This window comes from Rhizobium sp. 18065, assembly GCF_902706095.1.
Classification (GTDB): Bacteria; Pseudomonadota; Alphaproteobacteria; order Rhizobiales; family Rhizobiaceae; genus Allorhizobium.
Genome location: NZ_CACSJP010000012.1, coordinates 123,332 through 144,997 on the forward strand (window position 1 = coordinate 123,332; position 21,666 = coordinate 144,997).

The 21,666-nt window shown below is 60.6% G+C and carries 20 protein-coding genes; 9 read left to right on the top strand and 11 right to left on the bottom strand.

From position 1 onward, the window contains the following. The first annotated feature begins 75 nt into the window (after positions 1–75). Both lysM and GVK95_RS22065 read left to right on the top strand, forming a co-directional pair. Entirely contained in the window at positions 76–549 is a 474-nt protein-coding gene (gene lysM, locus GVK95_RS22060; RefSeq protein WP_159952837.1) for a peptidoglycan-binding protein LysM, read from the top strand. Positions 550–597: 48 nt separating this feature from the next. Further along, on the top strand, positions 598–1,206 hold the full coding sequence (locus GVK95_RS22065; protein ID WP_159952858.1) for an alpha-ketoglutarate-dependent dioxygenase AlkB: 609 nt from the start codon (positions 598–600) through the stop codon (positions 1,204–1,206). A gap of 22 nt (positions 1,207–1,228) precedes the next feature. Here the strand turns inward: GVK95_RS22065 and coaA are convergent, their stop codons facing one another. From coaA to hisB, 6 genes are all read right to left on the bottom strand, one after another. After that, positions 1,229–2,224 (bottom strand): type I pantothenate kinase, encoded by a 996-nt coding sequence (coaA, locus tag GVK95_RS22070; protein ID WP_159952838.1) that lies wholly within the window; start codon positions 2,222–2,224, stop codon positions 1,229–1,231. After that, positions 2,221–2,544, bottom strand: coding sequence for a phosphoribosyl-ATP diphosphatase (locus GVK95_RS22075; RefSeq protein WP_159952839.1), 324 nt, complete (start codon positions 2,542–2,544; stop codon positions 2,221–2,223). Before GVK95_RS22075 ends, coaA begins: the two co-directional genes overlap by 4 nt. A gap of 18 nt (positions 2,545–2,562) precedes the next feature. Continuing rightward, a complete protein-coding gene (gene hisF, locus GVK95_RS22080; protein WP_159952840.1) occupies positions 2,563–3,339 on the bottom strand; it encodes an imidazole glycerol phosphate synthase subunit HisF in 777 nt (258 codons plus the stop codon). A 10-nt stretch (positions 3,340–3,349) separates the two neighbouring features. Continuing rightward, a complete protein-coding gene (hisA, locus tag GVK95_RS22085; protein ID WP_159952841.1) occupies positions 3,350–4,084 on the bottom strand; it encodes a 1-(5-phosphoribosyl)-5-[(5-phosphoribosylamino)methylideneamino]imidazole-4-carboxamide isomerase in 735 nt (244 codons plus the stop codon). Between the two features lie 22 nt (positions 4,085–4,106). Continuing rightward, positions 4,107–4,757 (bottom strand): imidazole glycerol phosphate synthase subunit HisH, encoded by a 651-nt coding sequence (gene hisH, locus GVK95_RS22090; RefSeq protein ID WP_159952842.1) that lies wholly within the window; start codon positions 4,755–4,757, stop codon positions 4,107–4,109. Between the two features lie 88 nt (positions 4,758–4,845). Continuing rightward, complete coding sequence (gene hisB, locus GVK95_RS22095) at positions 4,846–5,439, bottom strand: imidazoleglycerol-phosphate dehydratase HisB (RefSeq protein ID WP_007605741.1); 594 nt, start codon at positions 5,437–5,439, stop codon at positions 4,846–4,848. Positions 5,440–5,639: 200 nt separating this feature from the next. On the opposite strand from hisB, the gene hslV reads away from it, so the two are divergent. The 6 genes from hslV to GVK95_RS22125 all read left to right on the top strand — a co-directional run bounded on the left by hslV (position 5,640) and on the right by GVK95_RS22125 (position 14,502). Then, positions 5,640–6,167: an ATP-dependent protease subunit HslV gene (gene hslV, locus GVK95_RS22100; protein WP_159952843.1), complete on the top strand. Its 528-nt coding sequence runs from the start codon at positions 5,640–5,642 to the stop codon at positions 6,165–6,167. A 73-nt stretch (positions 6,168–6,240) separates the two neighbouring features. Beyond that, on the top strand, positions 6,241–7,551 hold the full coding sequence (gene hslU, locus GVK95_RS22105) for an ATP-dependent protease ATPase subunit HslU (RefSeq protein ID WP_159952844.1): 1,311 nt from the start codon (positions 6,241–6,243) through the stop codon (positions 7,549–7,551). Between the two features lie 181 nt (positions 7,552–7,732). Next, on the top strand, positions 7,733–8,671 hold the full coding sequence (locus tag GVK95_RS22110; RefSeq protein ID WP_159952859.1) for a DUF1402 family protein: 939 nt from the start codon (positions 7,733–7,735) through the stop codon (positions 8,669–8,671). Between the two features lie 38 nt (positions 8,672–8,709). Beyond that, positions 8,710–10,173, top strand: coding sequence for a cytochrome P450 (locus tag GVK95_RS22115; protein ID WP_159952845.1), 1,464 nt, complete (start codon positions 8,710–8,712; stop codon positions 10,171–10,173). Positions 10,174–10,219: 46 nt separating this feature from the next. Next, positions 10,220–12,223: a hydantoinase/oxoprolinase family protein gene (locus tag GVK95_RS22120; protein WP_159952846.1), complete on the top strand. Its 2,004-nt coding sequence runs from the start codon at positions 10,220–10,222 to the stop codon at positions 12,221–12,223. 107 nt (positions 12,224–12,330) lie between these two features. Then, positions 12,331–14,502 carry a malate synthase G gene (locus tag GVK95_RS22125; protein WP_159952847.1) on the top strand — a complete coding sequence of 724 codons (2,172 nt, stop codon included), beginning with the start codon at positions 12,331–12,333 and terminating at the stop codon, positions 14,500–14,502. 77 nt (positions 14,503–14,579) lie between these two features. On the opposite strand, the gene GVK95_RS22130 is transcribed toward GVK95_RS22125, so the two are convergent. Then, a complete protein-coding gene (locus GVK95_RS22130) occupies positions 14,580–15,245 on the bottom strand; it encodes a L,D-transpeptidase (RefSeq protein ID WP_159952848.1) in 666 nt (221 codons plus the stop codon). A gap of 177 nt (positions 15,246–15,422) precedes the next feature. On the opposite strand from GVK95_RS22130, the gene GVK95_RS22135 reads away from it, so the two are divergent. Further along, on the top strand, positions 15,423–15,905 hold the full coding sequence (locus GVK95_RS22135) for an MmcB family DNA repair protein (protein WP_159952860.1): 483 nt from the start codon (positions 15,423–15,425) through the stop codon (positions 15,903–15,905). A gap of 1 nt (position 15,906) precedes the next feature. On the opposite strand, the gene GVK95_RS22140 is transcribed toward GVK95_RS22135, so the two are convergent. The 4 genes from GVK95_RS22140 to GVK95_RS22155 form a co-directional block, all read right to left on the bottom strand. Next, positions 15,907–16,500: an ActR/PrrA/RegA family redox response regulator transcription factor gene (locus GVK95_RS22140; RefSeq protein ID WP_200844356.1), complete on the bottom strand. Its 594-nt coding sequence runs from the start codon at positions 16,498–16,500 to the stop codon at positions 15,907–15,909. A gap of 69 nt (positions 16,501–16,569) precedes the next feature. Further along, positions 16,570–17,871, bottom strand: coding sequence for an ActS/PrrB/RegB family redox-sensitive histidine kinase (locus GVK95_RS22145; RefSeq protein WP_159952849.1), 1,302 nt, complete (start codon positions 17,869–17,871; stop codon positions 16,570–16,572). 25 nt (positions 17,872–17,896) lie between these two features. Continuing rightward, positions 17,897–20,374, bottom strand: a complete 2,478-nt coding sequence (gene hrpB / locus GVK95_RS22150) for an ATP-dependent helicase HrpB (RefSeq protein WP_159952850.1) — start codon at positions 20,372–20,374, stop codon at positions 17,897–17,899. Then, the gene (locus GVK95_RS22155) at positions 20,371–21,324 is read right to left on the bottom strand and encodes an ornithine cyclodeaminase family protein (protein WP_159952851.1); all 954 of its coding nucleotides are present in this window, start codon (positions 21,322–21,324) and stop codon (positions 20,371–20,373) included. Before GVK95_RS22155 ends, hrpB begins: the two co-directional genes overlap by 4 nt. Between the last annotated feature and the right edge of the window lie 342 nt (positions 21,325–21,666).

Consider the following 21,666-nt stretch of genomic DNA (forward strand, 5'->3'; position numbering starts at 1 on the left):
TTTAAATTAGAAAATAGCTTGTCTTTTGCAGGCCTCTGCAGTCATCTGGTCGATAACAACCAAGGAGGGCTACCGATGGGCTTTTTCAATTTCATCAAGAGCGCCGGCAAGAAGCTTGGACTGGGCGGCGAGGACGAAGCGCCGGATGTCGAAGCGGTCAAGAAGGAACTCGCCTCCCACGATCTTGGCACGGACAAGGTTGACGTCGAAGTTGTCAATGACAAGATCGTGCTGAAGGGCGTGGTCAAGGATCAGTCGATTTTCGAAAAGGCTGTCGTGGCCGTTGGCAATACGCTGGGCATTTCCACGGTGGAAGCGACCGAGTTGAAGATCGCTGACGTGGAAAGTGCAGCGCCCGTCGCCGCGAAGGAACCTGTTTTTCATACGGTTAAGAAGGGCGACAATCTGTGGAAGATCGCCGAAGCCGCCTATGGCAAGGGCAAGGGTGCCAAGCATACGCTAATTTTTGAAGCGAACCGGCCGATGCTCAGCCATCCTGACAAGATCTATCCGGGCCAGGTGTTGCGCATCCCCCCGCTTGCCGACTAACCTCGTCCGAGGGCAACGGAAGCAAAGACAACGAACGTGAAAACAAGGCTGCCCCTCTCGGAGGGGCTTTTTCATTTTCCAGGCTATTTTGACCGGGCTGAACAGGACGTGCTGGTGACTGCGGTGCGCGACGTGGTGGCAGAAGCGCCGTTGTATGTACCGGTCATGCCTGGCACCGGCAAAGCCATGTCGGTACGCATGACCAATTGCGGATCGCTCGGTTGGGTAACCGACAAGGAGCGCGGCTATCGCTACCAGGCGACACATCCCGTCACCGGCAGGCCTTGGCCGGCAATTCCGCAAATACTTCTTGATCTCTGGCGCGAAGTGTCCGGCTGCGACAGGGATCCGGAAGCCTGCCTTGTCAACTTCTACAGCGACGATGCCAAGATGGGCCTGCATCAGGACCGGGACGAGACCGATTTTAACGCTCCCGTTGTCTCCGTTTCCCTCGGCAACAGTTGCCTCTTCCGCATCGGCGGATTGGAGCGCAAGGATCGAACCTGCTCGCTCAAGCTTGAAAGCGGCGATGTCTTTGTTCTGGGCGGAGCAGGCAGGCTCTGCTTTCACGGCGTCGACCGGATCTATCCCGAAACCTCGACACTTCTGAAAAACGGCGGCCGCATCAATCTGACCCTTCGCCGCGTCAATCCCTGATCCATAGCCGGCGTTATATCGCCTACAGTTTTCTCAGCGCGACTTTCTCGACAAGATGATTGTTGCCCTTGCGCAGGATCAGATCGGCGCGGGGCCGGGTCGGCAGGATGTTTTCTCGCAGGTTTTTCAGGTTGATATTGTTCCACAGACCCTCTGCAATAGTCATTGCTTCTGGCTCGCTGATTGTCGCATAGCGATGGAAATAGGAGTTTGGATCGCGGAACGCCGTCTGTCTGAGACGCATGAAGCGTTCGACATACCAGCGATGAATGGCATGTTCATCGGCATCGATATAGATCGAGAAATCGAAGAAATCCGAGACCATCGGCACGATCTTGCCGTCCGCCGGCAGATTGCGCGACTGCAGAACATTAATGCCTTCGAAAATCAGGATGTCGGGCCGGTCAATGACCACATGTTCGTTGGGCAGAACGTCATAAGTCAGGTGCGAATAGCAGGGAGCCTTGACGTTTGGCAGCCCCGCCTTGATCGCCGACAGAAAGCGCAACAGCGCGCCGATATCGTAGCTTTCGGGGAAACCCTTGCGATTGAGGATATCGTTCTTGGTCAGGTGTGCGTTCGGATAGAGAAAGCCGTCCGTCGTGACCAGGTCCACCTTTGGGCTCGAAGGCCAGCGGGCGAGAAGCTCTTTCAGGATACGCGCCGTGGTCGATTTACCAACGGCAACGGATCCGGCAATGCCGATGACGAACGGCGTCTTGAAAACGTCCGACATGCTGAGGAAGCGATTGCGCTGCTCGAACAGCAACTGCGAAGATTCAACATGCGATGACAGCAGGCGCGACAGCGACAGATAGATCCGCCGCACCTCGTCAAGATCGATCGGGTCGTCGATCGACCTCAGCCGATGCACTTCATCGGCAGTCAAAGTCAGCGGCGTATCGGCCCGAAAATGCGCCCATTCCTCGGAATCGAAGAACAGGTAGGGCGAATAGCCATTGGCCTGGAAATGGTCGAGGACTTCTGGCGCTTCGGATTCCCGCATAGATATCGTCATGGATCCCGCCGGCTGGCCTTCTCGTTCAGGCCCGTTTGAGCCGTTCTGCGCTCAAGTTCCTGCATGATGTCTTGTAAAGGTATGTCAGCAATTTTCAATACGACCATCAGGTGATAGAGCAGGTCCGCACTTTCATAGACGAGGTTCTCACGGTCGTTCTGAACCGCCGCCATCACCGCTTCGATGGCTTCTTCCCCAAGCTTCTTCGCTGCCTTGTTCTGCCCGCCAGCGACGAGTTTCGCAGTCCACGATTCTTCCGGGGTCGCGTTGGCGCGCTTTGCCACGATGGCTTCGAGATCGGAGAGGGAAAAAGCGGTCATGATCTGCCTTCCTTGCGCTCAGTCGAGCCGCATCGCGATGCCGGATTCGGCCATGTAGGCCTTGGCCTCGGCGATCGAATAGGTGCCGAAGTGGAAGATAGAAGCGGCAAGCACGGCCGTTGCATGACCGTCCCGGATGCCGGCCACGAGATCGTCGAGATTTCCGACACCGCCGGATGCGATGACCGGCACCCGGACACTGTCGGCGATCATGCGCGTCAGGCCGATGTCGTAGCCGCTTTTGGTGCCGTCGCGGTCCATAGAGGTCACCAACAGTTCGCCGGCGCCGCGTTCGACCATCTTGATGGCGAACTCGACGGCGTCGATGCCGGTTGGCTGGCGTCCGCCATGGGTGAAGATCTCCCAGCGATCGGTTTCGCCGGCCCCCGATACCTTCTTGGCATCAATCGAGACGACGATGCACTGGTTGCCGAATTTGTCGGCTGCTTCAGCGACGAAATCGGGGTTGTTGACCGCTGCCGAATTGATCGAAACCTTGTCGGCGCCGCACAGCAGCAGCTTGCGGATATCGGCAACCGCGCGCACGCCACCACCGACGGTCAGCGGCATGAAGCAATGATCGGCCGTCTGGGCGACGACGTCGAAGATCGTGTCGCGATTGTCTGATGAAGCGGTGATGTCGAGGAAGCAGAGTTCGTCGGCACCGGCCGCATCATAGGCCTTTGCGGCCAGCACGGGATCGCCGGCATCAATCAGGTCGACAAAATTGACGCCCTTGACGACACGGCCGTCCTTGACGTCGAGACAGGGAATTACGCGGGCCTTGAGCGTCATGGTATGTCCTTTAACCTCTGGCGGCCTTGATCAGCGCGAGTGCTTCCGCAGGGTCAATGCGGCCATCATAAAGCGCGCGGCCGGATATGGCACCCTCGAGCTTTTTTGCATCAGGCTGCAGCATGCGGTGAATATCGTCGATCGAGGCGAGGCCTCCCGATGCGATGACCGGTATGGAGACAGCGTCGGCCAGTTCCAGCGTCGAGGCCCAGTTGATCCCTGTCAGAATGCCGTCGCGGTCGATATCGGTATAGATGATCGCGGCGACACCCGCACCTTCGAAGCGCTGTGCAAGCTCGATCACACCGAGTTCCGAGGCTTCCGCCCAGCCCTCGACCGCGACCTTACCACCTTTGGCGTCGATACCGACGGCAACCTTGCCGGGGAAGCGCTTGCAGGCCTCGATGACCAGAGCCGGGTCGCGCACTGCGATCGTACCCAGGATCACGCGCGACAGGCCGCGCGATAGCCAGCTCTCGATATGCTCTAGCGTGCGGATGCCGCCGCCGAGCTGCACCGGGTTTTTGGTAGCTTTCAGGATCGCGTCAACGGCGGCACCGTTGACACTTTCTCCGGCAAAGGCGCCGTTGAGGTCAACCACATGCAGCCATTCGAACCCTTGTGTTTCGAAGTCGCGCGCCTGTGCAGCCGGATCCGGATTGTAGACGGTGGCCTGGTCCATGTCGCCGAGTTTCAGGCGAACGCACTGGCCGTCCTTCAGGTCGATGGCGGGAAATAGGATCATGACAGAAATCCGAAAATGAGGGTCAGGGCTTCCAGGTGAGGAAATTGGCGATCAGCTTGAGACCAAGCGTCTGGCTCTTTTCCGGATGGAATTGCGCGCCGACCATGTTGTCCCGGCCGACAAAGGCCGTCATTGCGCCACCATAGTCGGTGGTCGCAATCACGTCCGAGGCGTGTGTGGCCGCAAGATGATAGGAGTGGACGAAATAGGCATGCAGGCCATTTGGGCCTGTGGCGATCCCGTCGAAAAGCGGGTGCTGGTGCCTGAGCGTCAGCGTGTTCCAGCCGATCTGCGGGATCTTGAGCGTGGGATCGGCAGGTGTCATCTCGATGACGTCGCCTTCGATCCAGCCGAAACCCGGCGTGGTGGTTTTTTCCAGGCCGCGCGTGGACATCAGCTGCATGCCGACGCAAACCCCGAAAAAGGGGCGCCCCTTGTGTTCGACCACATCGACGATTGCCTCATGCATCCCGGGAACCGCATCGAGGCCCCGGCGGCAATCCGCATAGGCGCCGACCCCCGGCAATACGATCCGGTCGGCCGAGGCCACCCGGTCCGCCTGGTCGGTCAGTTCGATCGTGGCGTCAACGCCGGCTTCGCGCGCCGCGCGTTCGAAAGCCTTGGTCGCCGAGCGCAGGTTGCCAGATCCGTAGTCGATGATCGCTACACGCATGTCATATCCTTTCCGCTCGACGCTTCGGCTCGCGGCCGACAGCGGAGCAAGGTGCAGATCGCTTCCGCTGTGCGGAAACGTCCTGCCGTCACAATGTACCCTTGGTGGACGGGATACGGTTCGCCTGGCGCGGGTCTATTTCTGTGGCCGTGCGCAACGCCCGCGCCACCGCCTTGAAACAGGTCTCGGCGATATGGTGGTTGTTGGCGCCGTAATGGTTCAGCACATGCAGGGTAATGCCGGCATTCTGCGCCAGGGCCTGGAAGAATTCGCGCACCAGTTCGGTGTCGAACGTACCGATCTTCGGTGCGCTGAAATTGACGTTCCACACCAGAAACGGCCGACCGGACACATCGATGGCCGCCTTGGTCATGGTTTCGTCCATCGCAAGGTCGATCGACGAATAGCGCGTGATGCCCTTGCGCTCGCCCAGAGCCTTGGAGATCGCCTGGCCCAGCGCAATGCCGGTGTCTTCGACGGTGTGATGATCGTCGATATGCAGGTCACCCTTCACATCGATATGCATGTCGATCAGGGAATGGCGGCAGAGCTGGTCCAGCATATGGTCGAAGAAGCCCACACCGGTCGAGATCTTGCCGGTGCCGGTGCCGTCGATATCGACGGAAACGGACACCGAGGTCTCATTGGTCTTGCGCGAAATCTCGCCTTTGCGCTCTGCCATCGGGCTGCTCCATGGGAATAATCGCCGTTCCATATCAGCAGGTGAGGCAAATATCCAGAAGTTACATTGCCTTGCCGCAAGGCGTCGGCAGCGGGCCGTCCGCCATGATTGCAATCGCCAAAAGGCAACTTACATAGGTTCCGACAAACGGCCGCTGGCCGAAGCAAACAAGGCCCGATGTTCGGGCATATAGGTGTTTGATGACAACGATTATTACAGTTCGCAAGGGCGACAAGGTCGTGATGGCCGGCGATGGCCAGGTGAGTCTCGGGCAGACCGTGATGAAGGGCAATGCTCGCAAGGTCCGCCGCATCGGCAAGGGTGGCGAAGTTATCGCCGGTTTTGCGGGCGCGACGGCCGACGCCTTCACCCTGCTCGACCGTCTGGAAAAGAAGCTGGAGCAGTATCCAGGTCAGCTGATGCGCGCGGCCGTCGAGCTCGCCAAGGATTGGCGCACCGACAAATATCTGCGCAACCTCGAGGCCATGATGCTGGTTGCCGACAAGACGATCACGCTGGCCATCACTGGCAATGGCGATGTGCTGGAGCCGGAACATGGTACGATGGCCATCGGCTCGGGCGGCAATTTTGCCTATGCCGCAGCTCAAGCCTTGATGGACAGCGATCGCTCCGCCGAGGAGATTGCCCGCCGCGCCATGCAGATTGCCGGCGAAATCTGCGTCTACACCAATGACAGCGTCATTATCGAGACCCTGGACGTCGCTTGAACCTGCCTGTCCGGTCCATGAAACCATGTTCAAGCAGTCGAGCATCTTTTGCGACTGCCAGGAGTAAAACCACATGAGCAATTTTTCTCCGCGCGAGATCGTTTCCGAGCTCGATCGCCATATCATCGGCCAGCACGATGCCAAGCGCGCCGTGGCGATCGCGTTGCGCAATCGCTGGCGCCGCCAGCAGCTTTCCGAGGATCTGCGCGATGAGGTCATGCCGAAGAACATCCTGATGATCGGGCCGACCGGTGTCGGCAAGACCGAGATTTCCCGTCGTCTGGCCAAACTTGCCGGCGCGCCTTTCATCAAGGTCGAGGCGACCAAGTTCACCGAAGTCGGCTATGTTGGCCGCGATGTCGAGCAGATCATCCGCGATCTGGTCGAGATCGGGATAACGCTGGTCCGCGACAAGAAGCGCAACGAAGTCGAGGCGAAGGCGCATGCACTTGCCGAAGAGCGGGTACTGGACGCGCTGGTCGGGTCTACATCGTCACCGGCAACCCGAGACAGCTTCCGCAAGAAGCTGCGCAACGGCGAGCTGGACGACAAGGAAATCGATATCGAAGTGGCCGACGCAGGATCCGGCATGCCGGGCGGTTTCGAAATACCGGGCATGCCCGGTGCCAATGTCGGCATCCTCAACATTTCGGAAATGTTCGGCAAGGCCATGGGCAACCGGACGAAGAAGGTACGGACTACGGTCAAGTCGTCCTACACAGACCTGATCCGTGACGAATCCGACAAGCTGATCGACAATGAAGTGATCCAGCGCGAGGCTGTGCGCTCGGTCGAGAACGATGGCATCGTGTTTCTCGACGAGATCGACAAGATCGCCGCCCGCGAAGGCGGCGTGGGTGCGGGCGTGTCGCGCGAAGGCGTGCAGCGCGACCTGCTGCCGCTGGTCGAGGGCACCACGGTTTCGACCAAATACGGTCCGGTCAAGACGGATCACATCCTCTTCATTGCATCAGGCGCCTTCCATGTTTCCAAGCCGTCAGACCTTCTGCCGGAACTGCAGGGCCGTCTGCCGATCCGGGTCGAGCTGAAGCCGTTGACCAAGGAAGACTTCCGCCGGATTCTGACGGAGACCGAGGCAAGCCTGATCCGCCAATACAAGGCGCTGATGGCGACGGAGGAGCTCAATCTCGATTTCACCGAGGATGCAATCGACGCTCTGGCCGATGTCGCAGTCAAACTGAACACCACGGTCGAGAATATCGGTGCGCGGCGACTGCAGACCGTGATGGAGCGTGTTCTGGACGATATTTCGTTCAACGCACCGGATCGCGGCGGCGCAGTAGTGATGATCGATTCAGATTATGTGCAGAAGCACGTGGGCGACTTGGCCGCCGATACGGACCTCAGCCGCTATATCCTGTGATCTTTGTGCACCTATGGCGCTCTTTCCCTCCCGCAGTATCGGGAAAGTGAGAGCGCCGAAGGTCGACAATGCAGGCTGTGCTTATGTAAGGAGTGGATCAGTGGATCTGCGGCCCGCCCATTGTGGTGACGGGGATTTAAATTGCGGCTCAGTCTGAGGACGGCGAAGCGTGCTACCTTTCATCCGGACTTTTCTTCTCACTGTCGCTTTGGCGGGGTCGCTGGCTTCGGTGTCGAACGCTGCGCAGGCGGTGCCGGCGGGCAATCGAAATATCGAGCAGCCGCCGATTCCGGGCGCATCTGTCCGCCGCACCAAGGCCGGCAAGACCAGCTTTGATCTGAAATTCGAAAAGGTTCGCGATCTGCTGCGCGATGATGATGCCTTGGTGGGCAAGATCAAGAAGACGGCTGCGGCTTATGGCATCGCGCCGATCCACATGGTCGGTGCGATTGTTGGCGAACACACCTATAACGTCGACGCCTATGACAGCCTGCAAAGCTACTATGTGAAAGCGGCGTCCTATGCCGGCAACAGCTTCCGGTTTGCCTACAAGAATGAGGACATTTCCGATTTCGTCCAGCGGCCGGAATTTGCCGAATGCGCCGCGCTGGACGATTCCTACCGCCTGTGGACCTGCCGCGAAGATGTCTGGCAGGACCGGTTTCGCGGCAAGACGGTCGGCGGCACCGCCTATCCCAACAATCGGTTCAGCGCTGTCTTCTTCCAGCCTTTCTATGCTGGCCAGACATTCGGCCTTGGCCAGATCAATCCGTTGACCGCGCTCATGCTGTCGGATCTCGTCCATCAGAAATCGGGCTATGCCAAGCTCGACGAAAAGGACGCGGTCGGTGTTTACAAGGCGATCATGGATCCCGACATCTCGCTCGCCTTCATGGCGGCTGTCATCCGCAAGTCCATTGATGACTATCGCAGCATTGCCAATGTCGATATCTCGCAGAACCCCGGCGTAACGGCGACACTGTTCAATATCGGCAATTCGCAGCAACGTGCCCGCGCGCTGCGTTCGCGCAATGCCGGTGGTGCGACCAATTGGCCGGAAGAGAACTATTACGGCTGGTTGGTCAACGATCGACTGGACGAGTTGGAGGACCTGCTCTAACTCCATAGGGGCGATGATGCCCCTGTTGGAGCATAGGCATGACTACCAGGCCCCAAATCGCAGATTTCGAACCGCCGGCGCCGTTGCCGCGCACCATTCCTCCCGGTCGGCTTGAAATTATCAGAACTGTTCTGCGCAATCCGCTCGAACTGTGGGGCCTGCCGTCTTATACTTGGCCATGGATCGAGACGCGCTTCTTCGGGCAGACGACGCTCATCGCCAATGATCCCGGCCTGATCCGCCATGTCCTTGTCGACAATGCAGCCAATTACGAAATGTCCGAGGTGCGCCAGCTGGTCTTGCGTCCAATCCTTCGGGATGGATTGCTGACCGCGGAAGGCCCCGTATGGAAGCGGTCGCGCAAGGCCATGGCGCCTGTGTTCACACCCCGCCACGCGCGCGGTTTTGCGCTGCAGATGCGCCAGCAGAGCGAGGATTTCCTCTCCCGCTACGAGACGGATGAACCGGCAGGCGTCATGCGCGATATCGCGGTCGACATGACCGAACTCACCTATGACATCCTGTCCGCGACGCTGTTTTCAGACGGCATTGTCTCTGAACAGGGAGATTTTGCCAAAGACGTCGAGGATCTCCTGCACAATATGGGCCGCGTTGATCCTTTTGATCTGCTGAAGGCGCCGAAATGGGTTCCGCGCCTCACCCGGATCCGCGGTCAGAAGGTTTTACGCAAGTTCCGACAGCTTGTCCGCAACACCATGGACCAGCGCCGCGCCCTGATGATCGCCGACCGGAACACGGCTCCGAATGATTTCCTGACCTTGCTGCTGGACCTCGAAGGCCCGGATGGCCTGAGCGGAGAGGAAATCGAGGATAACATCCTGACATTCATCGGCGCCGGGCACGAGACCACGGCACGCGCACTGGCCTGGACATTCTACTGCGTCGCCCACTGTCCCGATGTCCGCATCGCGATGGAAGTGGAGATCGACAGGGTGATCGCAAGTGGTGCCGACCCGGTCGATTGGCTGGAACAGATGCCGCATGTGCGTGCGGCTTTCGAGGAAGCAATGCGCCTCTATCCACCGGCGCCTTCGATCAATCGCGATGCAATCGAGGATGACAGCTACACGGCGGCCAGCGGCGAGGTGATCGAAATAACCCAGGGCACGACCGTGCTCGTCATGCCCTGGACGCTGCATCGGCACGAACTCTATTGGGACAAACCGCGCGTCTTCGATCCGACGCGCTTCATGCCCGGCGCCCGGGAAAAGATCGGCCGTTTCCAGTATCTGCCCTTTGGCGCTGGTCCTCGCGTGTGCATCGGGGCCACGTTCGCATTGCAGGAAGCCGTCATCGCCCTTGCTGTGCTGATGCATCGCTTCCGCTTCGACGTGACGCCGGAGACAAATCCCTGGCCGGTGCAGAAACTCACGACACAGCCGGCAGGTGGGATACCGATGCGCATCACGCGCCGGAAGGCGCGAAACAACCCTGCATCTGACGCAGGTCCGCTGGTGCAAACGGAAGCGACTATGCCATAACGGTTGCGGCTCCCCGGAGCAGTGACCGGAAGACAAGGCGACCTGCGTGACCTCAGATACTATGCTCGGCATCGATACCGGCGGAACCTATACCGATGCGGTGATCTACAGCGAAACGGCGGGTATCCTCGCCAAGGCCAAGGCCCTGACGACGCGGCACGATCTGTCGATCGGGATTGCCGGCGCTCTCGAGAACGTTTTGGCGGCTTCCGGCATAGCGCCGGAGGAAATCGGGCTTGTCTCGCTCTCCACCACGCTTGCGACCAACGCGTTGGTCGAAGGGCAGGGCGGGCGGTCCGGGTTGGTCATGATCGGGTTCGGGCCTGAAGACCTCAAGCGCGATGGCCTGGCCGATGCTCTGGGCTCTGATCCGGTGCTTTTCATCGCTGGCGGTCATGATGTGCATGGCAACGAGGCTCCACTTGATCTCGAGGCTCTTGAGTCTGCCTTGCCGGCGTTATCACCGCATGTTTCGTCCTTTGCCGTCGCCGGATATTTCGCAGTTCGCAATCCGGCCCATGAACTGAAGGTGCGCGACGTGATCCGCGCCCAGTGTGGTCTGCCTGTTACCTGCAGCCATGAATTGTCGTCCAAGTTGGGCGGTCCGCGCCGCGCGTTGACCACCTTGCTCAATGCACGCCTGGTTTCGATGATCGACCGGCTGGTTGGCTCGGCCGAAAACTATCTGAAGCAGCGCGGGATTGACGCCCCACTGATGGTGGTACGAGGCGATGGTGCCTTGATTTCCGCGGCAGAAGCAAGACTGCGCCCGATCGAGACGATCCTGTCGGGACCCGCGGCAAGCCTGGTTGGCGCCCGTCACCTGACCGGCCTGGACAACGCCGTTGTCTCCGACATTGGCGGAACCACCACGGACGTGGCAATCATGGAAGGCGGTCGCCCGCGGCTTGATCAGGATGGCGCGGTGGTTGGCAACTTCCGCACCATGGTCGAGGCAGTTGCCATGCGCACTTTTGGTCTTGGCGGTGATTCGGAGGTTCGCTTTGATGACCGCGGCCTTGCAGCCCGTATCGATCTTGGGCCTCGCCGGCTGGTGCCACTTAGCCTCGCCGCCGCCTTGCATGGCGGGGCGATTCTCGATGTTCTGGATCGCCAGGTTCGGGCGACCCATCTTGGCCGGCATGACGGACGTTTTGCCGTGCGCACCGGTATTCCCGATCACCTTGCGGCCGGGCTTCAGCCACAGGAGGCGGCACTGTTCGCCAAGATCGGCGCCACGCCTGTGCCCCTCGATCAGTTGATTTCCTTCACCCAGCAGAAAGCGACGCTGGATCGTCTCGTCGCGCGCGGCCTCGTTCATGTTATCGGCCTGACTCCGTCGGATGCGATGCATCTGCTGGGTCGCCAGGGACAATGGAACAGGTATGCCGCAGAACTCGGCTTGAAACTCGCCATTCGCCACAAAAATGGAGCAGGCCAGCCGATTGCAGCGTCGCCCGAGGCGCTGGCTGAGCGCATCGTCGATCGCCTGACACGCCAGTCCGCCGAGGTTATCCTGGCTTCCTGTTTTGCCGAAGATGGCATTCCTGATGTCGACCCGGTGCGCTCGGTGCTGATCGATCGCGCGCTCAACCGGGAGCCCGGCATCGCTCGTTTTGCCTTGTCTCTCGACAGACCGTTGGTCGGCCTCGGCGCTTCGGCTGCCGTCTATTATCCGGCTATCGCCGATCTTCTCTCGGCCGAATGTGCCGTCCCGCCCGATGCCGATGTTGCCAATGCTGTCGGCGCCGTGGTCGGCCAGGTCCGCAGCACGACAACGGTGTTCATCACATCGCCGGAAGAGGGCCTCTTTATTCTCTCTGGCGCCGGCGATAGCCTGCGTTTCGTCGATGAAGACAAAGCGTTTGCGGCGGCACGCGACCGAGCCTCGACCATCGCATTGGCGCATGCCGAGGCAAGTGGCGCCGCCGATGCGATCCTGACCTGGCGCGAAGAGGTCGATGCGCCGGAGATCGAAGGCCGCCGCAAGCTGGTGGAAGCGCGTATCTTTGCCACCGCCAGTGGCCGTCCGAGAATGGCCAGACACTGATAGTTTCGTTTTTGGAAAGAATATTTCTAATTTATGCATGATTGACTATAAATGCATTCGGATGATGCTAGCGCCAAGAGTGTGCCGCATTGCGAGGAGAATTGCCCATGACGTTTGTTGAGAGCCACGGCCTGTCGATCGACAGCAGATTGCATGACTTCATCGTCCGCAGTGCCGTTCCAGGGACCGGCGTTGACCCCGACCACTTCCTGTCCGGGCTTTCCGCGATTGTTCACGATCTTGCTCCGAAGAACCGTGCATTGCTGGCGCGTCGTGATGAATTGCAGGAAAAGATAGACGCCTGGTATCGCCAACACGGAGCGCCGAGCGACTTGGCAGCCTATGAGGCTTTCCTCCGCGAGATCGGCTATCTGTTGCCGGAGGGCGATGCATTTCAGATCGCAACCGGCAATGTCGATGCGGAAATTGCATCGATTGCCGGACCTCAGCTCGTCGTTCCGGTGATGAATGCCCGCTACGCGCTGAACGCTGCCAATGCCCGCTGGGGTTCCCTTTATGATGCCCTCTACGGCACAGACGTCATTTCCGAGACTGATGGTGCAGAGAAGGGCAAGGGCTACAACCCGGCCCGTGGCGCCAAGGTCATTGCCTGGGCACGGGCTTTTCTGAATCGCTCCGCTCCGCTCGCGGCGGGAGACTGGTCTTCCGTGGCGGCTCTGACAGTTGAAAACGAAGCGCTGTCCGTGCGTCTGATCGACGGTGGCATGACAGGCCTGTCCGATCCGGCACAGTTTTCCGGCTACCGGGGCGCACCTGATTCGCCGAAAGCGATCTTGCTCGGCAAGAATGGCCTGCATGTCGACATCCTGATCGATGGCTCCGGCATCATCGGCGAGACCGATGCCGCGCGGATCAACGATATTCGCCTCGAGTCAGCTATAACCACCATTATGGACTGCGAGGATTCGGTCGCTGCCGTCGATGCGGATGACAAGGTGGCGGTCTATGCCAATTGGCTTGGCCTGATGAAAGGCGATCTGACGGAGGAAGTCGCCAAAGGGAACAAGAGTTTTCTCCGTGCCCTCAATCCGGATGTCGAGTACATGGCGCCGGACGGCCGACTCGCCACGCTGCCCGGACGCTCGCTGATGCTGGTTCGCAATGTTGGCCACCTGATGACCAATCCAGCCATCCGGGACAGGGATGGCAATGAGGTGCCGGAAGGCATCATGGATGCGGCCCTGACCGCATTGATCGCCCTGCATGACGTCGGGCCTTCGGGTCGCCGGAAGAATTCCCGCTCGGGCTCGATGTATGTCGTCAAGCCGAAGATGCACGGCCCCGAGGAAGTTGCTTTCGCCTGCGAGATCTTCTCGCGCGTCGAAACCTTGATCGGGATGGCGCCAAATACCATCAAGATGGGCATCATGGACGAGGAGCGTCGCACCACGGTCAATCTCAAGGAGTGCATCCGCGCCGCCAGGGACCGCGTTGTCTTTATCAACACGGGATTCCTGGACCGTACCGGCGACGAAATCCACACCTCGATGGAAGCCGGCCCGATGATTCGTAAGGGCGACATGAAGCAGGCAGCCTGGATCTCGGCCTACGAGAACTGGAATGTCGATATCGGTCTCGAATGTGGCCTGTCCGGCCATGCCCAGATCGGCAAGGGCATGTGGGCCATGCCCGACCTGATGGCTGCGATGCTTGAGCAGAAGATCGCCCATCCGAAGGCTGGCGCCAATACCGCCTGGGTTCCGTCTCCGACGGCCGCTACCCTTCACGCAACCCACTACCACAGTGTCGATGTGGCGCAGGTGCAGAAGGGGCTGAAGACCCGCTCCCGCGCCAAGCTCGCCGATATTCTCTCGGTACCGGTCGCAACCCGGCCGAACTGGACGCCGGACGAGATCCAGCGTGAGCTGGACAACAATGCCCAGGGCATCCTTGGCTATGTTGTTCGCTGGATTGACCAGGGTGTCGGCTGCTCGAAGGTGCCGGACATCAACAATATCGGCTTGATGGAAGACCGCGCAACCTTGCGTATCTCTGCCCAGCACATGGCAAACTGGCTGCATCATGGCGTCATCACCGAGGCGCACGTCGTCGAAACGCTGAAACGCATGGCCGTCGTGGTCGATAGCCAGAATGCGAGCGATCAGGCCTACACACCGATGGCCGGCAACTACGATGCCTCGATCGCCTTCCAGGCAGCCCTCGATCTGGTCCTGAAGGGACGGCAACAGCCGAATGGCTACACCGAGCCGGTCCTGCATCGCCGTCGCCTGGAGTTGAAAGCCAAAACCAGCCGATAATTTCGGCACTGAAACGCCAAAAAGAAAAGCCGCCAGAGCGATCTGGCGGCTTTTCTCGTTGTCAAAACTTTGGCGTCCTATTGCTGGACGACGACCTTGGCGCTCTTGCCCGGCGTAACGCGATTGTAAAGGTCCATCACGTCCTGGTTCATCAGGCGTATGCAGCCTGACGAAGCGGCGGTACCGATCGAAGCCCATTCCGGCGTGCCGTGCAGACGGAACAGCGTGTCCTGACCCTTCTCGTTGAACAGATACATCGCACGCGCGCCGAGCGGGTTGCGCAGGCCCGGGTCCATGCCTTTTTCGACATACTGGGCCACGTCCGGCTTGCGTGCCGCCATTTCCTTTGGCGGATGCCAGGTCGGCCATGCCTGCTTCCATGCGATATAGGCTTCACCCTCCCAAGCAAAGCCCTGCTTGCCGACGCCGATACCGTAGCGAACGGCCTTGCCGCGCGGCAGAACGTAGTAGAGGAACCGCTCGCGTGTGTTGACGACGACGGTGCCCGGCTTTTCCGTGGTCGAGTAATCGACGATCTGGCGGTGGAACTTCTTGTTCACCTTTTCGATCGGGATCGCTGGCAGTGCGAAACCAGCATCGGTAACTTTGCCATAGGAATCGCTGAAGATCTCGACCCTGGTGGTTTCGGCAACCTCCTTGGATCCTTCGGATGTGGTGGTACAGCCGGCAAGGCCTACGGATGCAACGAGGCCGAGCAAGGTCAGTAAATTGCGGAAGCGCATGGGGGAGCTCATGGTTTGGGCGGGGAGATGGTTGTCTCGACCATCTTTGATTATGGTTTATTTTTGATTAATCTCGGTGACGCAAGCGCAGTATGTCAGCCGGGCGTCTTCGGCACTGCAAAATGACGCGGCATGGTTTTTATGCAACATCTGTGGGCCGCAGGGACGGACATATCCATGACCTTAGTTTCGATCGCCGTTAATAATCCGCTAATCGATGGCCGCCAGTCGGACCGTGCGTTAATGGTTCGGCGCGGGGTCCAGCTTTTGCTGACGGATATGCGGTTTGCAGTCTTGCCGGAGCTGGCACTTGCCAATGGCCGTCGCGCCGATCTGATCGCGCTGTCCGAACGTGGAGAGATCTGGATTGTCGAGATCAAGTCCTCCATCGAGGATTTTCGGGTGGACCGCAAATGGCCCGATTACCGCCGCTACTGCGATCGCCTGTTCTTTGCGACGCATGCCGCCGTTCCCCTCGATATTTTCCCCGAGGATTGTGGACTGCTGCTATCTGATGGATATGCGGGCCATGTCGTGCGCGAGGCGCCGGAACATCGTTTGGCTCCGGCAACGAGAAAGGCCGTCACACTGGATTTCTCCCGTGCGGCGGCCCAGCGCTTGATGATGGCGGAGTGGGCGGCCCGCACCCCTCGCGACTGATTTACTTCGGCGCTCGCTTGGCAAGGATGCGCTGGAGTGTGCGGCGATGCATGTTGAGCCGCCGGGCCGTCTCCGACACGTTGCGCTCGCAGCTCTCGTAGACCCGCTGGATATGCTCCCAGCGCACGCGGTCCGCCGACATCGGATTTTCCGGAATTTCGGCCTTTTCACCCGGTCTCTGTGTGAGCGCCAGGAAGATGTCGTCGGCATCTGCCGGCTTTGACAGATAGTCGAGCGCGCCGAGCTTGACCGCTGTCACCGCGGTGGCAATATTGCCGTATCCGGTCAGCACGATGATCCGCGTGTCCATTCGCCGTTCGCGAATGGCTTCGATGACATCGAGACCGTTGCCGTCACCGAGCCTGAGATCGACAACCGCGTAGCTTGGCGGTGCCGACTTCGCCTTGGCGATGCCCTCGGCAACAGAGCCGGCGAGATCGACGACAAAGCCGCGACTTTCCATTGCCCTTGCAAGGCGACGCAAGAATGGCGCGTCGTCATCGACGATCAGCAGCGACGGATCTGCTCCGAGATCGACGCCGGCTGGCGAGGTGGAAGGGTTTGCTTTCGCAATGGATGGTGCAACATCTGTCATGATCTATATCCCGAGACTGATATTCTCGTCCTGGCTGAGCTTATGGGCACGAAAGGCTGACCGGTAAAGTCATAAGGGCGTGTTTGCCTCCATGAATTCCCGTGGCCATGACACTATGACGCGGGCACCGGGATGCTCGGATGCGCCATTTTCGAAACGAAGGCCTGCGCCGGATCGTTCCAGCAGCGTCTTGGCGATGAAAAGCCCGAGGCCCAAGCCGCCGGCACGTGCATCGCCCTGTCTGCTTGTAACATAGGGCTCGCCAATTCTTTGCAAGACTCCGGCAGAAAATCCAGCGCCGTCATCCTCGATCGTCACGGTGACATGGCTTGATGTGTGCTCAACGCTGACAATGACCTTGGATCGCGCATAGTCGATCGCATTCTCCAACAGATTGCCAAGCCCGTACAGGATGGCCGCATTGCGCGTACCAACCGGTTCCGTCGCCCGATCGGATAGCTCGATCAGTTCCACCTTGATGCCGAATTCGCGGTGCGGCGCCAGAACCTCCTCGATCATCGAGGACAGCGGCAGTACCCGCATATGCGCCTCACCCTCGGAGGGCAGGCTGGTCAATCGCCTGAGAATATCGCGGCATCGCTCGCTTTGGCTACGCAGCAGTTGAACGTCTTCGCGGAAGCGATCATCCTCGCCCAGTTCGCGCTCCATTTCCTTGGCCACCACGCTGATCGTCGCAAGCGGTGTTCCAAGTTCATGGGCAGCGGCCGCCGCCAGACCATCCAGCTGATGGAGATGTTGCTCGCGCTGCAGAATGAGTTCTGTTGCGGTCAATGCATCGGCCAGCAGCGTGGCCTCCTGCGAGACACGGTAGGCATAGAAGGCGGCAAAGGCCATCATCGACACAATCGAGCACCACATGCCGACCTGCATCAGCGGATGAACATCCAGATGCCGGCCTTCGAACCACGGCAGGGGATAAGGCGTGAAGGCCAGCAGCGTGATGAACCCGACGGCCGTGATCAGCAGCGCTGTCGAATGGCGACGTGGCTGCGATGCAAACGAGATGATGACCGGAACACAGATCAGGGGGGCGAACGGGTTGTTCAGGCCCCCGGTGATGAACAGCAGGGCGCCCATCTGGAAAAGATCGAGCGCCAGAACCGCAAGCGCGGCCGCCGGTTCCAGTCGGTAAGTCGAAGGGAATGCAAAAGATAAAAGCGCATTGGCGGCGGCCAGTGCGCCGATCAGGCCAAGGCAGGTGGCCAGTGGTAGCGGAAAGTCGAACCAGAAGGCAACAACCATGACGGTCAGCGCCTGGCCGGCCACCGCCACCCAGCGCAATCGCACCAGTGTCTCAAGTCGCAACCTGCGGCTCGAGGGGCCGAACTTGGCCGAAAGCTCCATGCTCATTCAGTCTCGCCTTTCGTCTGATGCTTCAGGTTCCGCGCGGCTTCACCCGTGTGGTCGGATCCGCTTCTGCCGGGTTTTCCGGCCAGGGATGGCGTGGGTAGCGACCGCGCATCTCGCTGCGCACATCCTTCCAGGAACCGGCCCAGAAACCGGGCAGATCGCGTGTCGTCTGGATGGGCCGATGTGCCGGCGAGGTCAACTCGAGAACCAGCGGCAATTTGCCGCCGGCAATCGCCGGATGGCTCTTCATGCCATAGAGTTCCTGCACGCGGATCGCCAGGACCGGCTCCGTGCCGTCATAGCGGATCGGATGCGCGTGCCCAGTCGGCGCGGTGAAATGCGTCGGCGCCAGGCGGTCGAGGTCGCGGCCGAGCCCGTGCGGCATCAGCGACATCAAGCCGTCTTGCAGACTGCCTGCGCTTACCTGCTCGAGGCTCGTGACGCCCGACTGGAAGGGCACGAACCAGATTTCCAGCGCGTCGAGCAGCGCGTCGTCGCCGATATCCGGCCATGGTTCTCCCAGGCTTCGATGCAGGAAGCCCAGCCGCTGTCGAAGCTGCTCGCCCGATCTGGAAAAGGCAAGCGCCGGCACTCCAAGCAGCTTGACGCCTTCGGCAAGTGCGCGGGCCGCCTGCTCTCCCTTCGGTTTTGCAAGCGGCGACTCTTCCAGCACTATGGCCCCGATCCGGGTGACCCGGCGCGCGCGCACCTGCCGGCTTGTTGCGTCAAAGCCGCTTTCTTCCGATGTCGCAATGGCCTCGGGCAGACTGTCCTCGATCATGCCGCGCGTTATTTCCGCGGCCGCCAGCACGCGCCCCTGCGCTGCCTTACCGGTCAGGTCGGCGATGACCAGCATGTCTGCGCCGGCCAGTCGTTCCGTCTCGGCAATCTCGGCACCGCGTCCGTTCGCCATGACAAAACGCCCGCGCCCGCCGCGCCGCTTGGCGATCCGGTCGGGATAGGCATGCAGCAGCAGAGCACCGGCCGCTGTATCGGTCGCGGCTTTGTTGCCGCCCGCCTCCTCGGCAAGCCGCTCCGCGAGCCTGCGTGCAGACACCGCCCTGTGGCCGCTCTCGCGGCGAAAGCGCCGCAATCTTTCGTCGAGATCAAGATCCGGGCCGCCAAGGCCTTGCTCGGTCAACAGCACCGCAAGGTCTGCGGCCGGTCGCGCAAGGTTTTCGTCTGCCGCTGCAAGAACCATGGCTGCCAGTCGCACCGGCAGGCCGAAATCCCGCATTTTTCGCCCACGCGCTGTCAACTGGCCTTGCGCATCCAGCGCACCCAATGCCTGCAGCAGCGCACGTGCCTCTTTCAGCGTTGCAGCGGGCGGCATGTCGAGCAGGGCCAGTTGCGCCGGATCCGTCACGCCCCAATGGGCCATGTCGAGCACCAGGCCGGACAGATCGGTCGCCAGGATCTCCGGCGGCGTGAAGGCGGGAAGGGCGGCCGTCTGCCCCTGATGCCAGAGCCGGATGGCAAGGCCCGGCTCCGTTCGCCCGGCGCGTCCAGCCCTCTGGTCTGCCGATGCCCGTGACACCCGCACCGTCTCCAGCCGCGTAATTCCCGTCGCCGGCTCGAACACCGGCAGGCGCTGCAGGCCGCTGTCGATGACCACGCGCACACCATCTATGGTGATGGAGGTTTCGGCAATCGAGGTCGCCAGCACGATCTTGCGTTGACCGGCAGGCGCCGGCCGGATCGCCGCATCCTGTTCTGCCTGGGAAAGATTGCCGTAAAGCGGGGTGACATGACTTGCCGGCGGCAGCTTGTCCTCGAGCCGCTGCGACACGCGGCGGATTTCGGCCTGGCCGGGAAGAAAGGCAAGGATCGAGCCCTGCTCTTTCGCATGGGCCTCCAGGATTGCCGAGGTCATCGCGTCTTCGATCCGTTCCGTGCCGGACCGGTCGCGGTAGCTGGTTTCGACCGGGAAGCTGCGGCCCTCGCTTTTGACGACGGGGGGATTGTCGAGCAGGGCTGCGATGCGGTCGACATCCAGCGTTGCCGACATCACCACAAGCTTCAGGTCTGGCCTCAAAGCCGATTGCACATCGACAGCAAGCGCCAGGCCGAAATCGGCGTCCAGTGACCGTTCATGGAACTCATCGAACAAAACGGCGGCAATGCCCGTCAGTTCCGGATCCTCCAGAACCATGCGAACAAAGACCCCCTCGGTCACCACTTCGATCCGCGTCCGTCCGGAGATCCGGTTGTCCAGCCGCATCCGGTAGCCGACCGTTTCGCCGACACTCTCGCCGAGCAGGTGCGCCATACGGGACGCCGCCGCCCGCGCCGCCAGCCGCCGCGGCTCCAGCACGATGATCCGCCCATCCGCCCGCCAGCTTTCACCGAGCAGATGAAGCGGTACCAGCGTGGTCTTGCCGGCGCCGGGCGGAGCCGAAAGCACCAGACGGTTGCCGGTCTGCAGGGCGTCGGCAATAGCCGGCAACTGGTCGCTGATCGGAAGCTTGGGCAGGGCAGACCCGGCAGATAGGGCAGGCGTCATGCCGCAGGTGTATCCGTTGCGGTCTCGTAGGCGAGGATCGCGCCGGCCAGGTCCTCGAGCGCCGCACCGACCGACTTGAAAAGGGTGATCTCGTCGTCTGACCGCCGTCCCGCATGGCGACCCGTTACCAGTTCGGCAAGTTCGGCGCGGATGTCCTCGCGTGTGATGATGCCCGCCTCGAGCGGCTGAAGGATGTCGCCGGCCTCGCCGAACGCGCCGTCGCGCGTATCGACGAACAGCGTTGCGCGCCGCACGGCTTCGTCATCGCTTTCCCGCATGTCGCGCTTGAAGGCACCGACCAGATCGAGATGCGCGCCGGGTTTCAGCCACGCGCCGAGGATCAAGGGTTGATGCGATAGCGTCGCGCAGGAAATGATGTCGGCGATCCGCGCCGCCGGCTCCAGGTCTGCGACCGCCTCTGCCGGATGGCCAAGCGCACGCGCCTCCGCGGCAATCGCCTCAGCCTTCGACAGATCACGGCCCCATACGATGACACGAGCGATCGGACGCACCTTGCTATGTGCCTCGATCAGGTTCAGCGACAGCCGACCAGTGCCGGTGACCAGCAGCACGGACGCGTCGGTGCGTGCAAGATGACGTGCTGCAAGCGCCGAGGTGGCGGCTGTCCGTCGTGCAGTCAGCTCGCCACCATCGATGACCGCCAGCATTTCACCGGTCTTGCCGGACGACAGCAGATAGCTGCCATGAATGGCCGGCAGGCTGCGCCGGGAATTGTCGGGAAACACCGACACCAGCTTTACTCCTATATAGGAGCCGGGAACCCAGGCGGGCATCAATAGCAGCGTCGCCTCGGCCTCGCCGGGCACCGCGACGCCGTGATGGTGGCGGACCGGCATCACGCAGCCACCGGCAAACAATCCGGCGATGGCCTCGATCAGCCGCTCCCAGTTCAAGGCGTCAGCGGTTGCGGTCCGGTCGAGAAAAAGCATGGTCATGTCTCCTGTTGTTGTGCGTGACACTAGCAAGAGGCACGGTTCGTGCAAGCGGGCGCCGAGGCCGATGGTCGTTTGAGCCTTGCTCGGTGGCCAGAATTGCGAAAACAGCATGACTTTCGGCTAGCTGAAGCGCTCCTCAACATTAGCAAATCCTATTCACATTTATAATTCAATCATTTGCGTCTTTTCTGAAGTTTTTGCGACAGAGGCTGTTGACTGTTTGAGGTGTGAAATCTATAACCCCGCTCACTGACGAGGGCGGCGGCGCTGCTGGCGACGACGACCTTCGTTCTAGAGAAATCTAAGGAAATTGGCTGAGACGCTGATTGGTTGCCG

What these genes read in the sequence shown, in the direction of transcription:
- lysM (WP_159952837.1), top strand. Translation starts at nt 76, where the DNA reads ATGGGCTTTTTCAATTTCATCAAGAGCGCCGGCAAGAAGCTTGGACTG.
- coaA (WP_159952838.1), bottom strand. Translation starts at nt 2,224, where the DNA reads ATGACGATATCTATGCGGGAATCCGAAGCGCCAGAAGTCCTCGACCAT.
- GVK95_RS22075 (WP_159952839.1), bottom strand. Translation starts at nt 2,544, where the DNA reads ATGACCGCTTTTTCCCTCTCCGATCTCGAAGCCATCGTGGCAAAGCGC.
- hisF (WP_159952840.1), bottom strand. Translation starts at nt 3,339, where the DNA reads ATGACGCTCAAGGCCCGCGTAATTCCCTGTCTCGACGTCAAGGACGGC.
- hisA (WP_159952841.1), bottom strand. Translation starts at nt 4,084, where the DNA reads ATGATCCTATTTCCCGCCATCGACCTGAAGGACGGCCAGTGCGTTCGC.
- hisH (WP_159952842.1), bottom strand. Translation starts at nt 4,757, where the DNA reads ATGCGTGTAGCGATCATCGACTACGGATCTGGCAACCTGCGCTCGGCG.
- hisB (WP_007605741.1), bottom strand. Translation starts at nt 5,439, where the DNA reads ATGGCAGAGCGCAAAGGCGAGATTTCGCGCAAGACCAATGAGACCTCG.
- hslV (WP_159952843.1), top strand. Translation starts at nt 5,640, where the DNA reads ATGACAACGATTATTACAGTTCGCAAGGGCGACAAGGTCGTGATGGCC.
- hslU (WP_159952844.1), top strand. Translation starts at nt 6,241, where the DNA reads ATGAGCAATTTTTCTCCGCGCGAGATCGTTTCCGAGCTCGATCGCCAT.
- GVK95_RS22115 (WP_159952845.1), top strand. Translation starts at nt 8,710, where the DNA reads ATGACTACCAGGCCCCAAATCGCAGATTTCGAACCGCCGGCGCCGTTG.
- GVK95_RS22125 (WP_159952847.1), top strand. Translation starts at nt 12,331, where the DNA reads ATGACGTTTGTTGAGAGCCACGGCCTGTCGATCGACAGCAGATTGCAT.
- GVK95_RS22130 (WP_159952848.1), bottom strand. Translation starts at nt 15,245, where the DNA reads ATGCGCTTCCGCAATTTACTGACCTTGCTCGGCCTCGTTGCATCCGTA.
- GVK95_RS22135 (WP_159952860.1), top strand. Translation starts at nt 15,423, where the DNA reads ATGACCTTAGTTTCGATCGCCGTTAATAATCCGCTAATCGATGGCCGC.
- GVK95_RS22140 (WP_200844356.1), bottom strand. Translation starts at nt 16,500, where the DNA reads ATGACAGATGTTGCACCATCCATTGCGAAAGCAAACCCTTCCACCTCG.
- GVK95_RS22145 (WP_159952849.1), bottom strand. Translation starts at nt 17,871, where the DNA reads ATGAGCATGGAGCTTTCGGCCAAGTTCGGCCCCTCGAGCCGCAGGTTG.
- hrpB (WP_159952850.1), bottom strand. Translation starts at nt 20,374, where the DNA reads ATGACGCCTGCCCTATCTGCCGGGTCTGCCCTGCCCAAGCTTCCGATC.
- GVK95_RS22155 (WP_159952851.1), bottom strand. Translation starts at nt 21,324, where the DNA reads ATGCTTTTTCTCGACCGGACCGCAACCGCTGACGCCTTGAACTGGGAG.